Origin of the sequence: Bradyrhizobium sp. AUGA SZCCT0182, from assembly GCF_018130185.1 — a bacterium.
Taxonomy (GTDB): Bacteria; Pseudomonadota; Alphaproteobacteria; order Rhizobiales; family Xanthobacteraceae; genus Bradyrhizobium.
This window is the reverse complement of sequence record NZ_JAFCLY010000013.1, coordinates 158,513-178,431: the sequence shown is the minus strand read 5'-3', so window position 1 is coordinate 178,431 and position 19,919 is coordinate 158,513. Positions and strand designations below refer to the sequence as shown.

18 protein-coding genes are annotated in these 19,919 nt (G+C 63.1%); 7 read left to right on the top strand and 11 right to left on the bottom strand.

Annotation, left to right across the window (positions count from 1 at the left end):
- Positions 1 to 327: 327 nt before the first annotated feature.
- A complete protein-coding gene (locus tag JQ611_RS16535; protein WP_212466005.1) occupies positions 328 to 1,341 on the bottom strand; it encodes a formamidase in 1,014 nt (337 codons plus the stop codon).
- A gap of 173 nt (positions 1,342 to 1,514) precedes the next feature.
- On the opposite strand from JQ611_RS16535, the gene JQ611_RS16530 reads away from it, so the two are divergent.
- Positions 1,515 to 2,225 carry a cysteine hydrolase family protein gene (locus JQ611_RS16530; protein WP_212265149.1) on the top strand — a complete coding sequence of 237 codons (711 nt, stop codon included), beginning with the start codon at positions 1,515 to 1,517 and terminating at the stop codon, positions 2,223 to 2,225.
- Here the strand turns inward: JQ611_RS16530 and JQ611_RS16525 are convergent.
- Genes JQ611_RS16525 through JQ611_RS16515 form a run of 3 tightly spaced genes read right to left on the bottom strand, consistent with a single transcriptional unit; the run spans position 2,212 to position 5,290 of the window.
- Positions 2,212 to 3,036, bottom strand: coding sequence for a carbohydrate ABC transporter permease (locus JQ611_RS16525; RefSeq protein ID WP_212294136.1), 825 nt, complete (start codon positions 3,034 to 3,036; stop codon positions 2,212 to 2,214). The two genes, JQ611_RS16530 and JQ611_RS16525, sit on opposite strands and share 14 nt — an antisense overlap.
- A complete protein-coding gene (locus JQ611_RS16520; RefSeq protein ID WP_409363303.1) occupies positions 3,033 to 3,956 on the bottom strand; it encodes a carbohydrate ABC transporter permease in 924 nt (307 codons plus the stop codon). Before JQ611_RS16520 ends, JQ611_RS16525 begins: the two co-directional genes overlap by 4 nt.
- A 5-nt stretch (positions 3,957 to 3,961) precedes the next feature.
- On the bottom strand, positions 3,962 to 5,290 hold the full coding sequence (locus tag JQ611_RS16515) for a sugar ABC transporter substrate-binding protein (RefSeq protein WP_212265146.1): 1,329 nt from the start codon (positions 5,288 to 5,290) through the stop codon (positions 3,962 to 3,964).
- A 297-nt stretch (positions 5,291 to 5,587) separates the two neighbouring features.
- Here JQ611_RS16515 and JQ611_RS16510 point away from each other — a divergent pair, with 297 nt between their 5' ends.
- Both JQ611_RS16510 and JQ611_RS16505 read left to right on the top strand, forming a co-directional pair.
- Positions 5,588 to 6,607, top strand: coding sequence for an alpha/beta fold hydrolase (locus tag JQ611_RS16510; protein WP_212466004.1), 1,020 nt, complete (start codon positions 5,588 to 5,590; stop codon positions 6,605 to 6,607).
- A 34-nt stretch (positions 6,608 to 6,641) separates the two neighbouring features.
- Positions 6,642 to 7,613, top strand: coding sequence for a fatty acid desaturase (locus tag JQ611_RS16505; RefSeq protein ID WP_212466003.1), 972 nt, complete (start codon positions 6,642 to 6,644; stop codon positions 7,611 to 7,613).
- Here the strand turns inward: JQ611_RS16505 and JQ611_RS16500 are convergent.
- Together JQ611_RS16500 and JQ611_RS16495 are read right to left on the bottom strand one after the other, a co-directional pair.
- On the bottom strand, positions 7,600 to 8,211 hold the full coding sequence (locus JQ611_RS16500; protein ID WP_212265143.1) for a TetR/AcrR family transcriptional regulator: 612 nt from the start codon (positions 8,209 to 8,211) through the stop codon (positions 7,600 to 7,602). The two genes, JQ611_RS16505 and JQ611_RS16500, sit on opposite strands and share 14 nt — an antisense overlap.
- A gap of 39 nt (positions 8,212 to 8,250) precedes the next feature.
- Positions 8,251 to 9,108 carry a VOC family protein gene (locus JQ611_RS16495; protein ID WP_212466002.1) on the bottom strand — a complete coding sequence of 286 codons (858 nt, stop codon included), beginning with the start codon at positions 9,106 to 9,108 and terminating at the stop codon, positions 8,251 to 8,253.
- Positions 9,109 to 9,181: 73 nt separating this feature from the next.
- Between JQ611_RS16495 and JQ611_RS16490 the strand changes: the two genes are divergently transcribed.
- Positions 9,182 to 10,549 (top strand): FAD-binding oxidoreductase, encoded by a 1,368-nt coding sequence (locus JQ611_RS16490; RefSeq protein ID WP_212466001.1) that lies wholly within the window; start codon positions 9,182 to 9,184, stop codon positions 10,547 to 10,549.
- Positions 10,550 to 10,568: 19 nt separating this feature from the next.
- Here JQ611_RS16490 and JQ611_RS16485 read toward each other — a convergent pair whose 3' ends face one another.
- The 4 genes from JQ611_RS16485 to JQ611_RS16470 form a co-directional block, all read right to left on the bottom strand.
- Entirely contained in the window at positions 10,569 to 12,206 is a 1,638-nt protein-coding gene (locus JQ611_RS16485) for an ABC transporter ATP-binding protein (protein ID WP_212466000.1), read from the bottom strand.
- Positions 12,203 to 13,033, bottom strand: a complete 831-nt coding sequence (locus JQ611_RS16480; RefSeq protein WP_212465999.1) for an ABC transporter permease — start codon at positions 13,031 to 13,033, stop codon at positions 12,203 to 12,205. Before JQ611_RS16480 ends, JQ611_RS16485 begins: the two co-directional genes overlap by 4 nt.
- Positions 13,034 to 13,037: 4 nt before the next feature.
- The gene (locus tag JQ611_RS16475) at positions 13,038 to 14,015 is read right to left on the bottom strand and encodes an ABC transporter permease (protein WP_212389046.1); all 978 of its coding nucleotides are present in this window, start codon (positions 14,013 to 14,015) and stop codon (positions 13,038 to 13,040) included.
- A 115-nt stretch (positions 14,016 to 14,130) separates the two neighbouring features.
- Positions 14,131 to 15,747, bottom strand: coding sequence for an ABC transporter substrate-binding protein (locus JQ611_RS16470; RefSeq protein WP_212265138.1), 1,617 nt, complete (start codon positions 15,745 to 15,747; stop codon positions 14,131 to 14,133).
- A 429-nt stretch (positions 15,748 to 16,176) separates the two neighbouring features.
- On the opposite strand from JQ611_RS16470, the gene JQ611_RS16465 reads away from it, so the two are divergent.
- A complete protein-coding gene (locus JQ611_RS16465) occupies positions 16,177 to 16,476 on the top strand; it encodes an HU family DNA-binding protein (protein WP_192734913.1) in 300 nt (99 codons plus the stop codon).
- A 143-nt stretch (positions 16,477 to 16,619) separates the two neighbouring features.
- On the opposite strand, the gene JQ611_RS16460 is transcribed toward JQ611_RS16465, so the two are convergent.
- Entirely contained in the window at positions 16,620 to 17,399 is a 780-nt protein-coding gene (locus JQ611_RS16460) for an SDR family oxidoreductase (RefSeq protein ID WP_212265137.1), read from the bottom strand.
- Positions 17,400 to 17,683: 284 nt separating this feature from the next.
- Here JQ611_RS16460 and JQ611_RS16455 point away from each other — a divergent pair, with 284 nt between their 5' ends.
- Together JQ611_RS16455 and JQ611_RS16450 are read left to right on the top strand one after the other, a co-directional pair.
- Entirely contained in the window at positions 17,684 to 18,529 is an 846-nt protein-coding gene (locus JQ611_RS16455; RefSeq protein ID WP_212465998.1) for a CmcJ/NvfI family oxidoreductase, read from the top strand.
- A gap of 82 nt (positions 18,530 to 18,611) precedes the next feature.
- Positions 18,612 to 19,847 carry an MFS transporter gene (locus JQ611_RS16450; RefSeq protein WP_212465997.1) on the top strand — a complete coding sequence of 412 codons (1,236 nt, stop codon included), beginning with the start codon at positions 18,612 to 18,614 and terminating at the stop codon, positions 19,845 to 19,847.
- The last annotated feature ends 72 nt before the right edge of the window (positions 19,848 to 19,919 follow it).

Here is a 19,919-nt window from a genome sequence, read left to right as displayed (position 1 = left end):
TCGTGTGCACTTTGTTTTGTGCAAACCGCACGCGAGACCGCGGGTGCAGCGCGCACCCGGTCTTCCCTGCGCCCTCTCAATGAGAGGGCAAGGAGATTTCTGGCAAAGCTCGGGCGCAGTGCGTCGCGAGAACGCGAAAGTGCGTTTGGATCATGGTGCCAACAAAAAACACCGCTGTCGTCCCGGGCTTGACCCGGGACCCATAACCACAGGAAGAAATTTTGCGAATGGTCTCTGTTACCGGCTCCTCAACGAGAGATCACGCGGTATGGGTCCCGGGTCAAGCCCGGGACGACGGTAGTAACGCCGGGACGACGGCGTGAGCAATCACTCCGCCGCCTTCGCCGTTTTCCCGAACATCCTTGTCGGCGCCGGAAAACCGCACGACGTGCCGTCCGTCACCTTGACCTGATCCTCCCACGGCAGCCGGAACGTACCCGCCACCATGTCCTGCATGAACGTATACGGGCAATCCATCGCGCCGCCTTTCACCGCGACATAGCCGCGGTGCCAGAGCTGGTAGATGTTGTTCTCGACGCCCCAGTGGATCCGCGCCTCGCGCACCAGGTCAGGGCGGACTTCGGCGGTGATGATCTCGTCGGCGCGGCCGGTGGTGCCGTGGGCGATGATGCTGCCGTCGAAATTCACGATCATGCCTTCGCCCATGGAGTCGAACGAGCCGTCGGAGCCGCACATGCAGACGTTGGCGGTCACCATCAGGTTCTGGAAGGAATTGGCCTGATTTGTAAAACGCCAGCTTTCGCGGATCGGCGCGGTGTAGCCGGCGGTGCGGATCATGATCTCCGCATCCTTGTAGGCGCATTCGCGCGCCATCTCCGGGAACATGCCGTCATGGCAGATGATCAACGCGAGCTTGGCGCCTTTCGGACCCTCGATCACGGGAATGCCGATATCGCCGGGCTCCCACGGCTCGACCGGGATCCAGGGATGGAATTTCCGGTAGTAGAGCTTGATCTCGCCGTTGTTATCGATGATCAGGCCGGAATTGTAGGGATTGCCGTTCGGGTTGAACTCCATGATCGAGAAGCAGCCCCAGATATTGTTGTCGATACAGGCCTGCTTGAAGGCGGCGACCTCCGGTCCATCGAGCCGGCACATGATCTCGGGATTGGTATCCATCGACAGGCCGTGCAGCGAATATTCGGGAAATACGACGAGATCCATGGTGCCGAGATTGCGCCGCGCCTTTCCGACCATGTAGACGATGCGCTCGGTCTGCCGCGCGAGGTCCGCCCTGGTCACGACAACAGGCAATTGCAGTTGAACCAGCCCGATCACGACGCCTTCCGGCGATTTGTTGAGACCTCCAAGCCCGTTCATGTGTTCCTCCCGAATTTGTGGCGCTGCGGCAGACCGCCGGCGTTTCGACGTTGCGATACCGCGATATTTAGCAACAAGCGTGCCAACTCATTGCCGGCTTGCGCAAGAATTGTACAATGGCATGCGCCTTGCTTAATCTCACCGGAAATTACTCTCGGTCGGGCGCTTGCATCATGACGAACTCAAAGGGGCCATCCATCGGCAAGGTCGCCGCCGAGCCGGAGCCGATCGCGCTTGAGTGGGCGGCGACCGCGCTTCTGATCATCGACATGCAGCGCGACTTCATGGAGCCCGGCGGCTTCGGCGAGACGCTGGGCAATGACGTGTCGCAGCTGGCGCGCGCGGTGAAGCCGATCGCTTCGGTGCTGTCAGCGGCGCGCGAAACCGGCATGCTGGTCATCCACACCCGCGAGGGACATCTGCCCGACCTGTCCGACGCGCCGCCCGCCAAGGTCGAACGCGGCGCGCCGTCATTGCGGATCGGCGATCCCGGACCGATGGGGCGGATCCTGATCCGCGGCGAGGCGGGCCACGACATCATTCCCGAGCTCTATCCGCTCGACTCAGAGATCGTGATCGACAAGCCCGGCAAGGGCGCGTTCTACGCCACCGAACTCGGCGACATCCTTGAGAAATACGGCATCGAGAATCTGCTGGTGTGCGGCGTCACCACGGAAGTCTGCGTCAACACCACGGTGCGCGAGGCCAACGATCGCGGCTATCGCTGCGTGGTGCTGGCCGATGGCTGCGCATCCTATTTTCCGGAATTCCATGAGATGGGCCTGAAGATGATCAAGGCCCAGGGCGGTATCTTCGGCTGGGTCACCAATTCGTCTGCGGTACTGGAAGCGCTCGCACCGGAGCTTGCAGCTAGCCGCCTTTGACGGCGCCTGCGGTCAGCCCGGCCACGATCTGCCGCTGCGCCAATACCGTGAGCAACAGGACGGGGAAGGTCACGATGAGCGCGGCCGCCGCTAGCGGTCCCCAGCTCAACTGGTCGAACGAAATCATGTTGTAGACCGCGACGGGCAGCGTGCGCGTCTCCCGTCCCGCCAGCACGATGCCGAACACGAAATTATTCCAGGAGAAGATCACCGCGAGAATGAAGGCAACGGCAAGCCCCGGACGGGCAATCGGCAGCGCCACGTGAAGGAACACCTGCCAGCGCGTGGCGCCGTCGATCAGGGCGGCTTCCTCGAGCTCCAGCGGCGTGGTCTCGAAATAGCCGATCATGATCCAGATCACGATCGGCACCGTGACCACGAGATGGATGATGATCTGCGGCACCAGCGTGCCGAGCAATCCGAGCCACTGGAACAGCAGGAACAGCGGGATGAGATAAGACAATCCCGGCGTGATGCGCGCGATCAGGATCACGATCGCGGATTTATGCGCCGCCATCCGCGCGATGCCATAGCCGGCGGGTACGCCGACCAGCATGGCGAGGCCGGTCGCGGTGCCGGTCACCACGAGGCTGTTGATGAAATAGGTCAGGAAGCGATTGGACGCGAGCACGTCGGCGTAATTCTTCCAGGCAAAACGCTCGGGGAAAAACACCGGCGGGTAGGCGGCGTTGTCGACCTCGAACTTGACCGACAGCGAGGCCATCCAGAGAAAGAACAGGATCGCGGGTGATACGACCACGAAGACCGCAAACCACAGCCCGATCTTGCCGAGGATCTGACGGAGATTCATGCGCCGCTCCCGATCTCGGTCCACATCGTGCGCTGGCGCAGATGCAGCATCAGCGCCGCCATGGCCACGATCAAGAGGAAGAAGATCACCGCGATCGCCGAGCCATAGCCGAGGTCGTAATAGATGAAGGCGACGCTGTAGAGATAGAGGTTGATGGTCTCCGACGCCGAGCCGGGCCCGCCTTGGGTGATCGCGAAGATGATGTCGAAGCTCTTGACCGCATCGATCATGCGGATCATGCCGGCGATGAACAGGAACGGCGTGATCAGCGGCAGCGTGATGTAACGGAACACCTGCCAGACGCTGGCGCCGTCGATCTGCGCGCTTTCATAGGGCTCGGTCGGGATCGCGGCGAGGCCGCCGAGCACGATCAGCATCACCAAGGGAGTCCATTGCCAGGTTTCGACCAGCACCAGCGAGGGGATCACGGTGCCGGGATGGAACACCCACAATTGCGGCGGCAGGCCGACCAGCGACAGCAGGTAATTGAGCACGCCGAGCTGTGGGTGAAACATCATCGTCCAGACCAGCGCGATCGCCACCGGCGTCGCCATCATCGGCATGATGAAGACTCCGCGCAGAAAGCCGCGGCCGGGAAACTTGGCGTGAAACACCACGGCCGCAAAGGTGCCGAGGATCAGCGGCAGCAGCACCGACAAGGCGGTGTAAAGCAGCGTGTGTCCGACCGCTTCGACGAAGCGTGGATCGTTCGGCATCCGCACATAATTGGCGAAGCCGACAAAGGTGGTTGGCGAGCCGACCTTCCACTCGTTGAGGCTCATCCAGATCGTGAACACCCATGGGAACACGATCACGGCGAGCACGACGACCAGCGCCGGCACCACGAACGGCCAGTAGGTCGGCGGCCGCCATTCCTGCCCCGGCGCGGGATCAGCCGCGGCCGGAGTGACTTCTGCTATTGCCTTCACGCTTTTTCACTGCGCTCCAGGATCGGGCGGAACTGCTCATGAGCCTTCTTCAACTCCGTCGCGGGATCAGCACCCGAAAGGGTCGAGGTGAGGGCCGCGCCGACGAGATCGCGGAATTCGGCGACCGGGATGATAACGGGCAGGCCGAGCTTGCTGATCTTGGCGGAATCGATCACCGACTGCAGCCATTCCTTCGGCATCTTGACCCCGCTCTGGATCTCGGGGTCGTTAAGGATGGAGTTGCGGAACGGCACGCCGCCGCCGGCCTGCAGCAGCCGGGCGCCTTGCTTCTTCGAGACCGCCCATTGGCACAAGAGATAGGCCGCTTCCTTGTTCTTGCTGGCGGCCGCGATGCCGATGCCGTCGCCATAGGTTGCCGAATATTGTCCCTTGGATCCCTTGGGCACCACGGTGTAGCCGACCTTGCCGACGATGCGCGAGGCGGCCGGGTCTTCCAGCGGCGGCGCCCAGCCGACGCCGTCGATCCACATCGCCGAGCGGCCCTGCGTGAACGAGGCCATCGACTCCATCCAGTTGAAGCCGGCGACGCCGGGAGGCGCGACCTTGGTCAGCAGCGTCTGGTACAGCTTGGTGGCTTCGATCGCCTCCGGGCCGTCGGTCAGGATGCCGCCCTTGGCATCGAGGAATTCGCCGCCGGCGTTGAGGAAGAAGTTGGTCCACAGCGTCATGTTGGCGTTGCGCAGGCCGCGCCCGACGAAGCCGAAGGTGCCTTCCTTGGCGTCGGTGAGCTTTTCGGCGGCCGCGACCATCTCGTCAAAGGTCTTCGGCACCGCGACGCCCTTCTTCTGGAACAGCTCCTTGTTGTAATAGAGGATGAAATAGTCGACCGACCACGGCAGGGAGTGCATCTGTCCCTTGTCGTTCTTGGCGTATTGCAGGCCGCCGGCCGAGAAATCGCTTTCGACCAGGTCGGGCGCGGTGAGGTTCGGGTCTTTCATGTAGCCGGAGATGTCGGCGAGCCAGCCGGCCTTCTCGAACTGGCGCTTCTGCACGTGGTAGCTGACATGAACCACGTCGAAGCTCGGCTTGCCCGAAGCAAGTTCGATCACGGCCTTCTGGCGCTGCTGCTGCTCGGGGATTTGCTCCGATTCGACCTGGATGCCGGTGAGTTCGGTAAATTCCTTGATGTTCTTTTGAAAATTGTCGCCGCGCGGGCCCTTGGCGAGGATCACCTCGAGCTTGGTGCCGGCGTATTTTTTCCACTGTGGTTCGGCCGCGCGGGCCGGGAAGCCGGTCAGGCTCAGCGCGCCTGCGGCGGCGGTGCCGGCCAGAACGGCACGGCGCGAGATCAGATGATTCTTCATTGTTTTTCTCTCCCTGGGTCGGCTTGTTTTGCGGCGATAGTAACGTCCGTGCGTGGCCTGCCTAGCCCCCTTGGTGCGGTATTATGGTGGAAGGGGCGCGGAGTTGAGGCGGCGGATCAGCCGCGGGCGTGCCATCGAAGCAATTCGTTGCTTGCGGCCGCACCGTCAAGCCGTGTTCCTTGCAATGGCAAGACGCGCGTTCCGGCGATGGCAAACGCCTTCGCACCGCGGGCTTGCAATCGTATCTATATATTGTACTATTAGTACAGTTAAAGTCGAGGCACCGGAGCCGGGCAAATGACGACCAGCGGCGACTATCAGGTCTTCGAGGCGGGCGACGTCCCGCTTCAGTCGGGCGTGATGTTCCGTTCCATGCGTCTCGCCTACAAGACCTATGGCGGCTTGAATGCGCGGAAGGACAATGTGATTGTCTATCCGACGTCGTTCAGCGCGCAACACTTAGACACCGAATGGCTGATCCAGCCCGGCGGCATCCTGGATCCCGAGCGCTACTTCATCATCATCCCTAATCTGTTCGGCAACGGCCTGTCTTCCTCGCCGTCGAATTCCGGGATCACCCCGTTTCCGGCGATCAGCTATCACGACGCGGTCGCGGTTCAGCGCCGGTTGCTGGTGGAGCAATTCGGCATCGCGAAGATCGCGCTGGTCTATGGCTGGTCGATGGGCGGCATGCAGGCCTACCATTGGGCGGCCTGCCATCCCGACATGGTGGATCGCGCCGCCATCGTCTGCGGCAGCGCGCGGTGCTCGCCCTATAATCACGTATTCCTCGAGGGCGTGAAGGCCGCGCTGACCACGGACCCCAATTTCAGGGACGGCCGCTTCACCGCCAAACCTTCCGCCGGCCTTCGCGCCATGGGGCGCATCTATGCGGGCTGGGCGATGTCGCATGCCTTCTACAGGGATGAGGTCTGGCGCGAGGGAGGATTCACCTCGCTGGAAGATTATCTGATGCGTTCCTGGGATGAAGCCTTCGCACGGCGCGACGCCAGCGATCTGCTCGCGCAGATCGGCATCTGGCAGCGTGGCGACATCAGCCGGTGCCCGGAATTTGGCGGCGACATTACCCGCGCGCTCGCGGCGATCAGGGCGCATGTGCTGTTGATGCCGGGGCAGACCGACCGTTACTTCGACGTGCGCGACAATGAGGACGAGATCGGCAAGCTCGTAAATGCGAAGTCCGCCGAACTTCACCCCATTCCGTCGATCCACGGTCACCGCGCCGGAAATCCGATCAACTACCCTGCGGATCGCGCATTCATCAACGCCGAGATATCGGCGTTCCTAAAACGTTGAAAAACAGAACCCATCCAACGAGGCGACTGCAACCATGAACATCGTGACGTCAGTTGAACCAAAACTCCGGGAGAAGCCGCTCAGTCCCGCGATGCTCCGCGAACTCTCGGAACGATCGGATCTTCGAGGCGCCGTGCGCACCGTCAGCCATTACGGCGCAATTGCTATCGTCGGGACCATGATATGGGCGGTCTCCTCGAATTACGGATTGGCGTGGGCCTTGCCGCTGATCGTCGTGCAAGCCTATCTGGTGGCCTTCCTGTTCATGCCGATGCACGAGACCGCCCATAAGACCGCGTTCCGGAGTCGCGCGCTGAATCTTGTCGTCGGTCATCTGTCGGCCTTCATGATCGCGCATCGCTACGAATATTACTGCCTGTTTCACTGGGACCATCATCGCTACACGCAGGATCCCGACAAGGATCCGGAATTGATCGTCGGCCCCAAGCCAGCCTCGGACACGCAACTCGCGATCGCCTATAGCGGCCTTGTCCAGATCGCCGGCCGCGAGGCGCTGATGCTGCGTCACGCCCTCACCGGCAAGGTCGCGCTGCCGTGGATTCCCGAGAACAAGCGCCACATCATCGTGCGGGAAGCGCGCCTCTATCTCGCGGGCTATGCGCTGCTGCTGCTGCTCATCTCGCTCGCGCTGCATACCGCTATTCTGCTCTGGGTCTGGATCGTTCCGCTGCTGATCGGCCAGTTGATCCTGCGGCCCTACCTCTATGCGGAACACACCGGATGCGAACGAACGCGCAGCGCCTTCGACAACACCCGCACCACCTATACCGGCACCGTGATGAAGTGGTTCGCATGGAACATGCCCTATCACGTCGAGCATCACGCCTACCCGTCGATACCCTTCCATGCGCTGCCAAAATTGAACCGGATTGTCGACGACCGGATTGCGTTCCGGGGGCAGGGCTATCTGGCCGTGACGCGCGAGACGTGGGCCTGGTTCCGCCGCGAGCGGCGCAAGCACGTCGATGGCGTCAGCGGCTCTTGATGATCAGCAGGGTGTCGACGAGATTGCGGGCTTGCGCCGGCGAGATCGGTTTGATGCCGAAGATGTAGCGATAGAACAGGCTGCCGTAGATCGCGTCATACAGGTCTTCCGGCGCGCCCGCCGCTCCGATGCTGCCATCCTGCTGGCCGGCAGCGATCAGTTCAACCAGGGCTGTCCTTCGGTATTGCAGATAGCGCTCGTAGAAGATTTCCGCCGACCCGGTGTTCGAAATGCATTCGGAGATCACCGCGAGCTGTACCTTGCCGAACTCACCCTGCAGCGCCTTCGCATAGGCCGCGGCGTGGCTTCTCAGGCGGTCTGCCGGCGTGCCGATGCTCGGCAGCGGCAGCATCAAGGAAGCATGGTTCAGGAACGCATCAATCAGCAGCGCCTCGCGCGACGGCCACCATTTGTAGATGGTCATCTTCGAGACGTTCGAATCCCGCGCCACCGCATCGATGCTGGTGGCGGCAAGGCCCGTGGTTGCCATCAGGGTGTAGGCGCTCTGCAGAATAGCGTTGGTCGTCTCGGCGGAACGGGGGCGGCCACGGCGGGTCGTTGCCGTGTCGCCGTCCGGTTCGCCCTTGCCTTTCGCCATGATCCGGCTTTCCCGATGCCGCGAGATCGGCGCTGCCGGCTACGCCTTGACGAAGGCGAGCAGGGTGCCGTTGCCGGCGGCGGGTGGCACGATCACGCCGCCACCACCGTTGCGAACCCCGGTTGCGCCAAGCGTCTTCTCGGCTGCGGTGACGTCGGCCTCAATCACCAGTCCCGCGCCGCCACGCTCGGGCAGACCGGTCAGCGATACCTCGGGGTAACGCTTGCTCAGTTGATCCCTGGTCAGAAACACGAAGTCGGCGCGATCGGAGCCTGAGGGTACTGCGATGGCGCCGTCCTGCTCGGTTCTCGCGTCGCGATCGATCATGCGCGACATATGCGCGGCGTCGTTGGCGGGCTCCGGCGAAACGATCAGCACCTGCCGCAGGCGCTTGGCGCCATTGGCATGCTTCATCAGTTCGGGAATCCACACCGTCTCGCGCGTCTTGTGCTGGCAGGCGAAGATGCGCACGCCGCCCGGCGCTTCCGCGGTTGGCCACTGGAAGGTCCGGAATTTTGCCGCCGAGACGGTGCCATCGGGCATCGTCACCGGTCGTTCGAAATCGGTCGGTCCAACCGGCGGATAGCCGCGCGCGCGAATCTCTTCGGCGCCGTCGGCGGAATCCACCGCGGTGAAGGCGATGCGCTCGATACCCTCGCCGCGCTTCTCCAGAAACGCCCGCGCCGGAGCATTATGTTCTGTCGGCGTCAGCACACCGAGCAATTCGATATAGTCAGGGTCGAACATGATGGTGTAATTGCCCGATCCCATATGCGCGCTGTGGGTGCCGCGCGGCGACACCGTAAAGCCGAGCCGCCTGTAATTTTCAGCTGATTTGTCGAGGTCCTTCACCATGACCACGGCGTGATCTATTCCGACGACGTTCTTGAGTGCCACTCTGCTATTTCCCCGGGCTGATGATGCGTACTAAGCTAACCATTCGATCTGCCGCCCGCAAGAAAGGATCACGATGAATAGCGCTGAAGTCCGCTGGCCGCCTTCGCTGTGGGCAGCAGTGACGCCGTCAGGGCCTAAGCTTCCGGAATTGACCGGGACGCAGCAGGCCGATGTGATCGTGATCGGTGCGGGCTTCACGGGGCTATCGACGGCGCTGCATCTGCGCGAGGCCGGCGTCGATGTCGCGATCGTGGAAGCCGCAGAGCCGGGATGGGGCGCGTCGGGTCGTAACAACGGCCAGGTAATTCCGACGCTGTCGCGGCCCGACCCGGAAGACATCATTGCCAAACACGGCGTGGTCGGCGAGCGCTTCGTCGGAATGCTGCGCGACAGCGCCTCCACGCTGTTCGAGGTGGCGCGGCGTTACAAGATCGAGGCCGAGCAGGAGGAGGCCGGATGGGTGCAGCCGGTGCATTCACCGGGCCGCATCAAGATCGCGGAACGGCGTGTGCGGCAATGGTCGAAGTTCGGCGCGCCGGTTGAACTGCTGTCGCGTGAGCAGGCGCGCGACATGACCGGGTCGGATGCATGGTACGGCGGCTTCTGGAACAAGACCGGCGGCCACATCAATCCGCTGGCGCTGGCGCGCGGGCTTGCACACGCGGTGCTGGCCCTTGGCGCGCGTATCTACGCCCGTTCGTCGGCAATCAGTTTCGAGCGTCGCGGCGATCGCTGGGTGGTAAAGACCGAAAAGGGCGAGATCAGCGGCCGTGCGCTGGTGGTTGCGAGCAACGCCTATAGCGGTGAATTCTCGAAATCGCTTGTGCCCGACATGGCACACGAGGTGATGCCGGTGCTGTCCTGGCAGATGTCGACGCAACCGCTGTCGGACAATGTCCGCAAGACGATCATCCCCGGCCGGCAAGCGCTCTCCGATACCCACGGCGAATTGTATTTCGCGCGCTATGACGCGCGAAATTGCCTGATTACCGGCGGCGCCGTGCTCGGCCCCGGCAACAAGGTCGAACGGATCAAGGCTCTTGTGACGGAACGGCTGCAGCGGCTGTGGCCACAGATCGGCGAGGTCTCGTTCGATTATGTCTGGAACGGTTATGTCGGGATGACGGCGGACTTCTTGCCGCGCATCCATCGGTTGGGCCCGAACGCCTATGGCTGGACCGGCTGCAACGGCCGCGCGGTCGCGCTGACGATCCCGCTTGGCAACGAATTGTCAAAGGCGGTCCGCGGCGTGCCGGAAAGCGAACTGGCGCTGCCGTTCACGGAACCGGTGCCGTTCGTGATGCACGGAGTGCTGCGCAAAATCGCACCCTGGATGCTGCTGCTCTATCGGCGCCGTGACGCGCAGGAGCTGATCAAGGGCGACCGTTTCGAGTTGCTCCGATGGGCGGAGTATTTTCTCGGCTCGCGCCGGCCGCAGTGACCGCTGAGCAGCGATCGTTCTAGCTGACGATCAGGGCGTCGCGCTTGCGCGTGAAGTCGCCGCCGGGGATCGAAGCCAGCAACGCCTGCGTATAGGGATGCTGCGGGTTGCCGAACACTTCGCCCGCGAGGCCTTGCTCCACCACGGCGCCATCCTTCATCACGGCGACGAGATCGCAGATTTGCGCGGCGACCCGCAGATCATGCGTGATGAAGACGATGGAGAGACCGAGCCGCTGTCGCAATTCGGCGAGCAGCTTTAGCACCTGCGCCTGCACCGAGACATCGAGCGCCGAGACCGGTTCGTCCGCGACCAGCACGGCCGGCTTGAGCGCGAGCGCACGCGCAAGACCAATGCGTTGCCGCTGGCCGCCGGAAAATTCATGCGGAAATCGGTCGCCGGCGGAAGGATCGAGCCCGACCAGCGCAAACAATTCCCGCGCATCCGCGATTGCCTTGGCGCGCGGCGTGCCGTGCACGATCGGTCCCTGCGCCACCAGTTCGGCCGCCTTGCGGCGCGGATTGAGCGAGGCGAACGGGTCCTGGAACACCATCTGGATGTGACGGGTCTCGCGGCGGACGTTCTCACGCGACATCTTCGCCCAGTCATTGCCCTCGAGCAGGATCGCTCCCTTGTCCGGATCAATCAGCCGAACGATGCAGCGCGCCAGCGTCGATTTGCCTGATCCGGATTCGCCGACGATGCCGAGCGTCGCGCCTCTGGGCAGGGAGAGCGACACGTCCTTGACCGCGGGCGTCACGCGCGCGCCGCGGCCGAGGAAACCGCCGGTGCGGTAGGTCTTGGAAACATCCGATATCGTCAAAATGTTCTCGGCCGCGAGCGCGCGCGGCGGCGGCGCCTTCAGCGGCGGCACGGCGGCGATGAGTTGCTGGGTGTAGGCATGCCTGGGATCGTTCAGCACCGTAGTGGCCGGGCCCTGTTCCACGATCGCGCCGTGCTGCATCACCACGACGCGGTCGGCGATCTCGGCGACGACGCCGAAATCATGGGTGATGAACAGCACCGCGGCCTTGCGGCGTTGCTGCAGGTCACGGATCAGCTTCAGGATCTGGGCCTGCGTCGTGACATCGAGCGCGGTGGTCGGTTCATCCGCGATCAGAAGCTTTGGGTCGAGCGCAAGCGCCATCGCGATCATCGCGCGCTGCCGTTGGCCGCCCGACAATTCGTGCGGATAGGCCTTCGCCGCGACCTTGGGATCAGGGATCCGCACGTCGGCGAGCAGGGCCAAAACCTTGGCGGCGATTTCGGTCTTGGACAGTTCGGTGTGGATCGAAAACATCTCGGCGATCTGATCGCCGATGGTGCGCAGTGGATTGAGCGCGGTCATCGGCTCCTGGAAGATCATCGCAATGCCGGCGCCGCGCACCTGGCGCATTTCGGCGACGGTGGCGGAGGCGAGGTCGCGGCCCTCGAACATCACCCGGCCGGCGTCGATCGTCACGTCGTTGGGCAGCAGGCGCATGATGGCGTTGGCCATCATCGATTTGCCGGAGCCGGATTCGCCGACCACGCAGAGGATCTCGTCCGATGCGATCGACAGCGACACATCAGACAATGCGTGCCGCCGGTCCGCGCCCGCCGGCAGGCGGACGCCGAGGTGCTCGATCGAGAGGACGGTGCTCGGCGGCTCGCTCATCGGCTCTTCAGCCTCGGATTGAGCGCATCGTTGAGGCCCTGGCCGACCAGCGACACAGCGAGCACTGTGATCAGGATCGCGATGCCGGGGATCGCCGAAACATACCACTGCACCCGCAGCACATCGCGGCCGAGGCCGATCAGGTTGCCCCAGGACGCCACGTTGGGATCGGACAGGCGCAGGAACGCCAGCGCGCTTTCGAGCAGGATGGCGACCGCCATCACCACGCTGGCGTAGACAATGACCGGCGGCAGCGCGTTGGGCAGGATTTCGCCGAGGATCAGCTGAATGTCCTTCATGCCAAGCGTGCGGCCGGCCTGGACGAATTCGCGATTGCGCAGCGACAGGAACTCGGCGCGGGTGAGCCGCGCCGGCGCCGGCCACGACACCACGCCGACCGCGATGGTGACGGTGGTCAGCGTCGACCCGAACACGGCGACCAGAACCAGCAGCAGCACGAAGTTCGGCAAGGTCTGGAAGGCCTCGGTGATCCGCATCAGCACGGTATCGACCCAGCCGCCATAATAGCCGGCGAAAGCGCCGACGAAGATGCCGATCATAATCGCAATCGCCGTGGCGACGCCGCCGATCAGCAGTGAAATCCGCGCGCCGTAGAGAATCTGTGCGGCGATATCGCGGCCGGAATTGTCGGTGCCGAGCAGGAAGCGCGGATTGGAAAACGGCCAGATCAGGGGGCGGCCGGCGAGCGCGAGCGGATCGCGCGGATAGAACCAGCCGGCGCTGACCGCCATTGCGATCACGATCAGGAGCAACACGAGGCCTGCGACCGCGGCAGGACTGCGGAAATAGCGTTTGACCGCATCCATCGTTCTACCCTTCCGCCGAGATGCGCGGGTCAAGCCGGGCATAGAGGAGATCGACGGCGAAGTTGACGACGATGACGAGGAGGGCGGAGACGAACACGATTCCCAGCAGCGTATTGAGGTCGCGCTGCACGACTGACTCGTAGGCCAGCCGTCCGAGCCCCGGCAAGGAGAACACGCTTTCGACCACCACCGACCCGCCCAGCATCGTGCCCGCCTGCAGGCCGATCAGCGTCACCATCGGGAGGAGGGCGTTGCGCAACACGTGCCGCGTCACCACGCGGGTCTCGTCGAGGCCCTTGGCGCGGGCGGTGCGGACATAATCGAGGTTGAGCACCTCCAGCATCGAGGCGCGCATGATGCGCAAATAAATGGCCAGGAAGATCAGCCCGAGCGTCAGTGTCGGCAGCACGAGGTGGCGGGCGATGTCGAGCGTGCGCCAGATGCCTACTTGCACTGTGCCGATATTCTCAAAACCTCCGGGCGGCAGCCACTGTAGATAGACCGAGAACACCACGATCGCCATCAGCCCGAACCAGAATGAGGGCGTGGCGTAGAATACGAGACCAAGCGTTGAGATCAGCGTATCCGGCCAGCGGTTGACACCACGCGCCGCGATCACGCCGAACAACAGACCGAAGAAGAACGCAAAGGACAGCGACGCCGTCATCAACAGAATGGTCGGCGGCAGCCGCTCCAGGATGACCGAAGCCACCGGCTTGCCATAGATCGAAGAGAAGCCGAGATCGAGCCGCACCAGGCGCCAGAGGTAGTTGCCGAGCTGGGCCGGCACCGAGAGGTCGAGGCCGTAAAATTTGCGCAGCTCGCGCGCGGTTGCGGCGTCGCCGCCGCCCATCTGCGCCATCATCGCATCGACGGTGTCGCCCGGCGCGAACTGCAGCAGCAGAAACACGCCGATCAGGATCAAAAACAGGGTCGGGATCGAGGCGGCGAGCCGTCGCCCCGCAAGGCCTAGGATGCGCATGGACCTATCTATAGCGTTTTCAAGCGAGGTGGACACCGGTTCGCGCAAGGAAAACGCGTCAAAACAAGAGCGACGCTGGTTCTGATTTAATCAGAACCAGCCTGCCGATAAGATGTCAGGAGGAAAGCCAAAGATCGTGCCAGCTCGACGAGCCCCAGCGCGGGGTGTTGGAGTGGTTGCGCGCCTTGGCCGAGATCACGGTGACGAAAATCTGCTCGATCGGCATCCAGACCGGCAGCTCGGTATTCACTTCCTTGACGAACTGGGCGTAGAGCGCCTTGCGCTTGGCGGGATCGACTTCCGTGGCCGCATCGTCGATGGTCTTGTCGACGGTTGCGTCCGTCCAGTTCCACTGGTTGGTCCAGGGCGCGCCCTTGGGCTGGCCGGAGCGATACCAGACCGTGGTCGAGACCGCAGGGTCGTTGCGGTACTGATGCCAGCCGGTCGCGAGATCGAAGGCGTGCTCGTCATAGACCTGCTTGAGGAAGCCGCCGCCATCGTTGCGCACGATCTCGACGGGTATGCCGATCTCGCCCAGGGATTGCTGGATAAAGGTTGACCACAGCGAGATGTCCTCGCCCCACGGCGCCGGCAGCAGTTTTAGCGAAAACCGCGTGCCGCCAGCGCCTGCCTTGAAGCCGGCCTCGTCGAGCAGTGCCGCGGCCTTGGGCTTGTCGTAAGGATATTGCGGCGTGTTCGGTCCGGGATAGAAATCCGTCGACGTCGAGGGGATCGGGCCGGTGCCGAGCTTGGCGAAGTCGCCGAGGAAGTTGTCGATGAAGAACGGCACGTTGATCGCGTGCGCGATCGCGCGGCGGACCTTGATGTCGGACAGTTCCTTACGGCGGAAGTTGAACTCGAGCGTGTTGGTGCGGGCGTTACCTTCATTGCCCTTGGTCGAAACGACGAAGCGCTTGTCCTTGGCGAGCCGCGCCATGTCCGAGATCGTGAGGCCCGAGAACGGGCTGTAATGCAGTTCGCCGGCTTCCATCTGCGCCGCCGCCGCGGCGCGATCGGTGATCACGCGCCAGACGATGCGATCGAGATAGGGCGCGTTGGGGCGCCAGTAGTCCGGGTTGCGGTCGGCGATGACATATTGCCCGCGCTCGTACTTGACGAACTTGAACGGGCCGGTGCCGACAGGCGCGAGATTGGTCGGGTTCGGGCGGATGTCGCCGCTCTCGTAGAGATGCTTGGCCGAGATGTAGCCGAGGTCGGGCAGCGCGCGCAGCAGCAAATTGAGCGGCATCGGCCGCTCATAGCGGAAGATTGCGGTCTGCGGATCGGGCGTGTCGACGGCGGTGAGGAACAGCTGCAGCGTCGAGCCGTAATTGAGGATCTTCTTCCACATGTTCATGGCGGTGAATTCGACGTCGGCCGAAGTGAACGGCTTGCCGTCGTGCCAGGTGACGCCCTTGCGCAGCTTGAAGGTGACGGTCTTGCCGTCGGGCGAGGCTTCCCAGCTCTCGGCGAGTACGCCGACGGGTTTGCCGTTGGTGTCGAGGTCAACCAGATTTTCCTGAATCTTGCCGCTGATGATGTAGACGCCGGTGGACGCCTGAATGCTCGGATTGAGCTGGCGCTGCTCGGCGCCGTAATGAACGTTGAACACGCCGCCCTTCTTCGGCGTTTCCTGCGCGAAGGCCCGCATCGGATTGATGACATTGGCGGCAATCGCGGCTGATGTCAGCAGCGCGGTGCGGCGATTGATCTCGAGGCGGGTCAAATCCATGCGAAACTCTCCGAAAGGTACATCAGGCGGTGCGCCGTTCAGCCGGCGGCGGGCTCTCCTCGATGCTACGATGGAAGGGGAACTGGAGTCATTTTCTAATCGCCGCCCGGTTCGGAAAATCCTTCCGGAAATCCGGACGTGCGCATCAGCGTTGCGATCGCCGCCGTTTTATTCGGCACCAGAACCAGCGCTCGCCATGACGGCGATCAGGCGCGGGGAGTGGCCGGAGATCGTCGAAAAAGGCTGTCTGACAAGGCATTTCGCCGCATTCAACCGGTTTAATGCACCGCCAAAGCCTTAAAAACTAGCCTATTTCCCGCGAATCAGTGCAAGTCAAATAGCGATATAGTTGTGCAGAATGTCGAAAAGCCTGTTTTTTTAGGCAATTTCCGCCATATCGTGCCTCTTCCAGAATCAAATGGAGCAACCATGGCTACCCAAATGTCTAAGTCGCAGCTGATCGAGAAGATCGCGACGTCCACCGAAGTTTCGAAGAAGGAAGTCAAGGGCGTGATGGACGCGCTCGTTGACGTCGGTCACAAGGAGCTGAAGAAGAACGGGGTGTTCCTCGTCCCCGGCTTCGCCAAGTTCGTCGTGGTCAAGAAGCCCGCGACCAAGGCTCGCAAGGGCACCAACCCCTTCACGGGCGAAGAAATGATGTTCAAGGCCAAGCCGGCGCGCAAGATCGTCCGCGCCCGCCCGGTCAAGGCCGCCAAAGACGCGGTGTGATAGCGAAAAGGCCTCCGGCGACGGAGGCCTTTTTTGCTCGGGCCATAGCGTTTTCGAGCGAAGTGGTCACCGGTTCGCGCAAAGAAAACGCGTCAAAATAAAACCGGGATTCCGGTTCTGAACCTATCAGAGCCGGGGTGCCGCTAGACCACCGGCGACCGGCCGCCATCGACATTGATGGCCGTGCCGGTGATGTATGATCCCTGCTCCGAGGCGAGGAAGCAGGCGAGGTTGGCGAATTCCTCCGCCGTGCCCATCCGCCCGAGCGGGACGCCCTTGGCGAGGTCGCGGGTGAAAGCGTCAAAATCGGTATCTGGCGCCTTCTGGGCGTGCCGCTTGACCCATTGATCGCTCACGATCAGCCCGACCAGCATCGCATTGACCAGAACGTTGTGCGGGCCGCCTTCGTTCGCCATGGCCTTGGTCAGCGCCATGCCGGCCGCCCGGGAGACCGAGGTCGGGGTTGACGCGGCAGCCGGCGCCTTGGCTCCGATGTTCAGCACGTTGATGATGCGGCCCCATTTGCGCGCCTTCATGCCCGGCCAGACCAACCGGCTGAAACGGATCGCGGCGAACAGTTTCAGGTCGAGGTCGTCCTGCCACATTTCGTCGGTCACGGTCTCGAACGCCATCGCGCGCGAGGTGCCGGCATTGTTGACGAGGACGTCGACCGGGCCGAGATCGGCGGCGATCCTGTCATGGGCCTTGGCAATATCCGCCGCCTTCGAGACGTCGCAGACATAGTCGCGAACCTCGACGCCTTCCTTGGCGAGTGCCTCGCGCGCGGCCTTCAAGTCCTGTGCGCCGCGCGCCAGGATCGCGACCTTGGCGCCGGACTCGGCAAAGCGCCGCGCGACGGCGAGCCCGATACCCTTGCTGCCGCCGGTGACGGCGGCAACGCGGCCCTTCATGGTGACGTCCATTTTTTTCCTCCCTGGATGCGGCGTCTTTGCCACCGCTCAGTGCTGTAACGCCATACGGGCCGGGAGGGTAGTTCTCCCCGGGCATGGCGAGGCTTGCGTTTTGCGGTCTGACGAACCCGTGAAGCGCAGAAATATCCATCCGGGAGAGCCGGTGCGCGCGACAAGGATCTTTCGCGCTTCGCACCTGCGGGAACGGCAATCTTGCTATTTGCAGCGCGGCCTTGCGGGGGAGGCCCGGCGAGCCAAAATCAAATCGAACCAACAATAGAGTCCAGGAGAATGCCATGGGCCTGCAGCAAGCAAAACTCGAGTCGCTTCCCTTCGTCACCAGCGAGCTCAACTACCTCGCGCCCACCCCCGGAAAGCCGCGCACCTACGCCTTCGATCCGCCGCCGGGCGAGCCCAGATCGACGGCGCTGCCCGAACCCCATCAAGTTTCGATCTTCGACGCCCGCCTGATCGCCGGCAGTCTTTCGCTGGACCGCGAGGGTTTTGCCCTGGTCCGGCACCCGACCAGCGTCCGGAATTTCTACGACGAGAAGGAGGTGCGGAACGTCTACTATCCCGCCGCTGAGGCTTTTCTCCGCGCAACGCTGAAAGCCGATCGCGTCGTGATATTCGACCATACCGTTCGCAAGCGCGTGGAGGGTGCGGCCGATGTGCGGGACGCCGGCCCGCGCCAGCCGGCCACGCGCGTCCATGTCGACCAGACCGAACTGTCAGGCGCGAACCGGGTTCGCGAACATCTGCCTGACGAGGCGGACGAACTCCTGAAGGGCCGGGTACAAGTGATCAATCTGTGGCGGCCGATCCGCGGACCGCTGCGCGATGCGCCGCTCGCGATGCTGGATGGCCAGACCGTCGCGCCCGGCGATCTCGTCGCCTCCGACCTGATCTATCCGAACCGGCAGGGCGAAACCTATTCGGTAAAGTACAACCCCGACCATCGCTGGTACTACATTCCGGAGATGAACGCGGACGAGGCGCTGCTGCTCAAGTGCTACGATTCCGCCACCGACGGCCGCACGCGATTCGGGCCGCACACCGCCTTCATCGATCCAACCACGCCTGTCGATGCGCCCCCGCGCGAAAGCATCGAACTGCGGACGCTGGTGTTCCACAAACACTGATCTGCCCGCCGGGAATGGAGGTTGGCATTCCCGGCGTATCGGTGTTAGGCCCGGCTGCAACAAGGCCGGGAAGAAACGGAACATGGACGGCGGCAAGGCCGACGACGCGGATGTCAACATCCGCGCACTGATTTTTGCGCTTCTGGCGCTGGCCTGCGGTCACATGCTGTCGACCCTGCTGCGCACGATCCCGGCCGTCAGCCTCGACGTGATGGCCGCCGATTTCAAAACGTCGCCGCAGGTGCTGGCGAGCCTGACCTCGATCTATCATTTTTCGTTCGCGGCATCGCAGATACCGGTCGGCGCCGCGATGGATCGTTTCGGCGTGCGGCCGGTTTCCCTCAGTCTCTTGATTGGTACCATCGTTGGCGCGTTGGCATCGGGCCTGGCAACCGGGCCGGAGAGTTTTCTGTTCGGACAATTCCTGCTCGGGGTTGCGAACTCGGGCATGCTGATGTGTCCGATGACGCTGGCCGCAAAGCAATTGTCCCCGGGGCGGTTCGGCCTGTGGTCCGGACTGATCCTGTCGATCGGCAATATCGGCATGCTGCTGTCGTCGAGCCCGCTCGCTGTTGTCGTCGAACTCTGGGGATGGCGGGCAGGGTTCTGGATTTCCGCCGCCTTCGGCCTGGTGGTCGCACTGGCCGTTTATGCCCTGGTGCCGAACCAGCGGGCTGAGCATGCCGATCGCTCGTCGCCGCTCTCGCAGATGGCCAGTGTCTTGCGCATCGGCCTGTCGTATCGGCTGCGCGGCCTGATTGCCATTGCGCTGGTCTCGCTGGCGGCCGTGCTGGTGTTGCGGGGATTGTGGGGCGGGCCGTGGCTGATGGAGATCAAGGGGCTCAGCCGGATCGGCGCCGGCAACGCACTTGGACTGTTCACGATGGCGCTGATCATCGGGCCGGCTCTGATCGGTATTTTCGACCGAAGATTTGGCCATCGCCGCGAGGTGCTGGCGGCCTCGCATTTCCTGGCGGCGCTGCTGCTCGCCTTGATGGCGGCGGGCGCATCTCATTTTCCGATCTCGGTCCTGTTCGGCGTTGCGGCGATGCCGGCTCAGTATGACATTGTCCTGCTGGTGTTGATCGGTTTTGCCATGTCGGCCCAGCCGCTGGTGTTCGGCATGACGCGGCAACTCGTGGACCAGCAGAATACCGGCAAGGCGCTGTCAGCGGTCAATCTGGCGTTCTTCCTGGGAGCGGCGCTGATGCAATCGGCAACCGGCGTGGTCGCAGCGTTCCTTGGACTGCCTGCCGTGCTGCTGTTCATGGCCGCGGCGCTGATCATCGGGACAACGCTGTTTTTGCTGTATACCTAGCGGACCGTTTCCGGTTTCCGTCATAAGCGGCTACAAGATCAGGCTGAAGTTCTAGCGCTGGTGGAATATCGC